Here is a 4163-nt window from a genome sequence, read left to right as displayed (position 1 = left end):
GCAATCGGGATAGACATAGAAGGCGCCTTCCGGGCGGGGGCAGATCAGGCCGGGCGTCTGGTTGAGCATGGACACCACCAGGTCGCGGCGGCGCTGGAAGGCGGCGTTGCGTTCCTGAAGAAAGCTCTGATCACCGTTCAGGGCGGCGACGGTGGCGGCCATGGAGATCGAGCAGGGGTTGGAGGTGCTTTGTGATTGCAGCTTGGCCATCGCCTTGATGATCCAGACGGGGCCGCCGGCAAAGCCGATGCGCCAGCCGGTCATCGCATAGGCCTTGGAGGCGCCATTGACGGTGAGCGTGCGGTCGTACAGGCCGGGCTCGATCTCGGCCAGAGTGCCGAAATCGAAATCGTCATAGACGATATGTTCGTACATGTCGTCGGCCAGCACCAGCACCTGCGGGTGGCGCATCAGCACGTCGGCCAGCGCCTTCAGTTCGGCGCGTGTGTAAGCTGCGCCGGTGGGGTTGGAAGGGGAGTTGAAGATGAACCAGCGGGTTTTGGGCGTGATTGCGGCTTCGAGTTGCTCGGGCGTCAGCTTGAAGCCCTGCGCCACGCCGCACTGGATCACCACCGGGGTGGCGCCGGCGAGCAGGACGATATCGGGGTAAGACACCCAGTATGGCGCCGGGATGATCACTTCATCGCCCGGATCAAGCGTGGCCAGCAACGCGTTGAAGATGGTGTGCTTGCCGCCCGAATTGATGCTGATCTGATCGAGGCTGTAATCAAGCTTGTTGTCGCGCTTGAACTTGGCCTGCACGGCGGCCTTGCACTCCGGCGTGCCGTCGACACCGGTGTACTTGGTCTGGCCGGCGCGGATGGCGGCGATGGCGGCTTCCTTGACGAAATCGGGCGTGTCGAAATCCGGTTCGCCGGCGCCCAGTCCAATGATGTCGCGGCCCTGGCGTTTCAACTCGGCCGCCTTGTTGGTCACCGCGATGGTGGGCGATGGCTGGATGCGGTTGATGGCGGCAGAGGTGCGGTTCATGAGGGCGTTCCTTTCGCAGGGCAGCCCTTAAGGGGGCAACTGCTGCGGTGCAATAATGGACTGCGCAAAGAACGGCGTTGGCAGGCGTTTTATTCCCAAAGCGCCAACTGATGGGCAATTTTCGCTCGCCGCCGCGTTAACCACCCATGCGGCGAATATGGTGCCACAGCCGTTCGACCAGCCGGTCGTGCGGATCCCAGCCCAGCACGTCCATCGGATTTTCCACGAAGGGCGACAGGCCATTGATATCGTGGAAGCGCGGCGTGCCGCAGACATCGTCGATCATATATTCGATGCTGCACACTTCCATGCCGGCCTCGCGGGCCAGCATTTCGGCGGCGGCGATCAGATTGGGCGGCGGTTCGGCGCGCCGGCGCCGGCGCTGGGCCAGGCGCTGCAGGCGATCATCCGGGCACGCCAGCATCAGCGCGTCTTCGGCGGCAGCGACATCGACCCCATAAAGATAGCGGCCACCCAGCACCTCGATGCGAGTGGTGGTGCCGCCGCGCGGATTGACCAGCGCCTGGCACAGCCACACGCCATTGGCCGATGGCGGCAATGTGCCGGCTTCGGCGGCGGCAGCCAGCGACTGCCGGTCGTCAAAACGGGTGACGCCGGATCCGAAGCCCGACACATCGGCCTTCACCACCACCGGGAAGCCGATGGCTGTGGCCGCCGCCAGCAGCGCCGCCTTGTCATGCACAACGCGGGTTGCCGGCGCCGCCAGCCCCAGCCGGTTAATCAGCGCCAGCTGCCGGGCCTTGCTGGCATCGATCCCCATGGCATCGGCGCCGTTCAGCACCAATGCCCCCTGCCCGGCCCAGTGATCGAGCAGCGCCATGGCGTAATAGACCGGGTGATGCACCCCGTGGCGGGCCGAGCTCATGGCGATGCGGTTGAAGATTACCGGCGCCGGCGGCTGGCCACCGATCGGATCAAAGCCGTGGCCGGCAGTGTGTACCGGCAAATAATCGATCCCGGCCCGCGACAGCGCTGCAAACAGCGGCTGGAAGCCATCCGGATGATCATGAACAATTGCCAGTTGATGCATGCACGACCCCGGCCTGCCGCACTGCACAGGCCATTTGTTGTTTCGTTGCCAGACTGGGAAAATTCTCCCTCCGTTGCAATACCTAATAGGGCTACCCCGTATTCCTGCAGCGCAACATAGCGCGCCAAAAGGGCCAAAGCTGCAATAACCATTAGGGGGCAACATCATGCCGGCGACCCTGGCAAAATCAGGCGGCCTGTTTCTGGCCATGATCATCGCGTTGTTTGGCATGGCCCAGGCGCAAGACACCGCCTTTGCGGTGCACATGGGCATCATGGCGCTGGCGGCGCTGTTGGCGGCACTGGCGGTGATGAAAGGCGCCGATCTGTCGGGCCAATTGGCCGACATTGAACATCGATATGATGATGATCCGGTGCGCTGGGGCGTGATCGCCACCACCTTCTGGGGCGTTGTCGGGCTGTTGGCCGGGTTGTTCATCGCCTTGCAACTGGCGTACCCGGTGCTCAACCTGGGGTTTGAATATACCACCTTCGGGCGCTTGCGGCCGCTGCACACCTCGGCGGTAATCTTCGCCTTTGGCGGCAACGCGCTGATCTGCACCAGCTTCTTCGTGGTCCAGCGCACCTGCCGCGCCCGGTTGGCCTTCCCCGGCATGGCCCGTTTCGTGTTCTGGGGCTATCAGCTGTTCATCGTGCTGGCAGCCACCGGCTATCTGCTGGGCGTGACCGAAGCTCGCGAATATGCCGAACCGGAATGGTATGTCGATCTGTGGCTCACCGTGGTGTGGGTCGCCTATCTGCTGGTGTTTGGCGGCACCATCATCAAGCGCCGCGAACCGCATATCTATGTCGCCAACTGGTTCTACCTGGCGTTCATCATCACGATCGCCATGCTGCACATCGTCAACAACCTGTCGATGCCGGTCAGTTGGGCGGGTTCGAAGAGCTATTCGGCCTTTGCCGGGGTGCAGGATGCGCTGACCCAATGGTGGTATGGCCACAACGCGGTGGGCTTCTTCCTCACTGCCGGCTTCCTGGCCATGATGTATTACTTCGTGCCCAAGCAGGCAGAACGGCCGGTCTACAGCTACCGCCTGTCGATCATCCACTTCTGGTCGCTGATCTTCCTCTACATCTGGGCCGGTCCGCACCACCTGCACTACACCTCGCTGCCCGATTGGGCGCAGAGCCTGGGCATGGTGTTCTCGGTCATGCTGTGGATGCCGTCGTGGGGCGGCATGATCAACGGCCTGATGACGCTGAACGGCGCTTGGGAGAAGATCCGCACCGATCCGATCATCCGCATGATGGTGCTGGCGCTCGCCTTCTACGGCATGAGCACCTTTGAAGGCCCGATGATGTCGATCAAGTCGGTCAACAGCCTGTCGCACTATACCGACTGGACGATCGGCCACGTGCATTCGGGCGCGCTCGGCTGGAATGGCATGATCACCTTTGCCTGCATGTATTTCCTGGCGCCGCGCCTGTGGAACCGCCAGCGGCTCTACAGCCTGCGCCTGATCAACGTGCACTTCTGGCTCGCGACCGCCGGCATCGTCTTCTACACCGCGTCGATGTGGGTGGCTGGCCTCACCCAGGGCCTGATGTGGCGCGAATATGGCGCCGACGGTTACCTGGTGAACAGCTTTGCCGAAACCGTGGCGGCCATCCGCCCGATGTTCCTGCTGCGCGCCTTCGGTGGCCTGCTCTACCTGTCGGGTGCACTGGTGTTCGCCTGGAACATCGCGATGACCATCGCCGGCCGCCTGCGCCAGGAAGCGCCGATGACCGAGACCCCCTACAACGCCGCCGCTGACCGGCCGCTACCTGCACCTGCCCGTCTGGGCGGCCTGCAGCCGGCTGAATGAGGGAGCATCAACCATGGCTTCGCAACCTGAAATCCCGCCCAAAGAGGGCTTTTCCCACCGCACGCTGGAACGCAATGTCACCTTGCTGGGCTTGCTGTCGCTCGTTGCCGTCGCCATCGGCGGCATTGTGGAAATCGCCCCCCTGTTCTGGGTCGACTCCACCATCGAGAAGGTGGAGGGCGTGCGTCCCTACACCCCGCTCGAACTGGCCGGGCGCAACATCTACATGCGCGAAGGCTGCTACCTGTGCCACAGCCAGATGGTGCGCCCGTTCCGCGATGAGGTGGAACGTTA

At 63.2% G+C, this 4163-nt stretch carries 4 protein-coding genes; 2 read left to right on the top strand and 2 right to left on the bottom strand.

The features are described 5' to 3' along the window. Together RT662_RS02815 and RT662_RS02810 are read right to left on the bottom strand one after the other, a co-directional pair. Positions 1–990, bottom strand: a 990-nt coding sequence (locus RT662_RS02815; protein ID WP_313668984.1) for a pyridoxal phosphate-dependent aminotransferase, incomplete at its 3' end; no start/stop codon positions are given. Positions 991–1126: 136 nt separating this feature from the next. Continuing rightward, positions 1127–2041 carry an alpha-L-glutamate ligase gene (locus tag RT662_RS02810; RefSeq protein WP_313668983.1) on the bottom strand — a complete coding sequence of 305 codons (915 nt, stop codon included), beginning with the start codon at positions 2039–2041 and terminating at the stop codon, positions 1127–1129. 166 nt (positions 2042–2207) lie between these two features. Between RT662_RS02810 and ccoN the strand changes: the two genes are divergently transcribed. Beyond that, the gene (ccoN, locus tag RT662_RS02805) at positions 2208–3869 is read left to right on the top strand and encodes a cytochrome-c oxidase, cbb3-type subunit I (protein ID WP_313668981.1); all 1662 of its coding nucleotides are present in this window, start codon (positions 2208–2210) and stop codon (positions 3867–3869) included. Between the two features lie 13 nt (positions 3870–3882). Further along, a partial coding sequence (locus RT662_RS02800) for a cbb3-type cytochrome c oxidase subunit II (RefSeq protein ID WP_313668979.1) occupies positions 3883–4163 on the top strand: 281 nt, incomplete at its 3' end.

Source organism: Sandarakinorhabdus sp., from assembly GCF_032115815.1.
Taxonomy (GTDB): Bacteria; Pseudomonadota; Alphaproteobacteria; order Sphingomonadales; family Sphingomonadaceae; genus Sandarakinorhabdus.
This window is presented reverse-complemented; position numbering and strand designations above follow the sequence as displayed.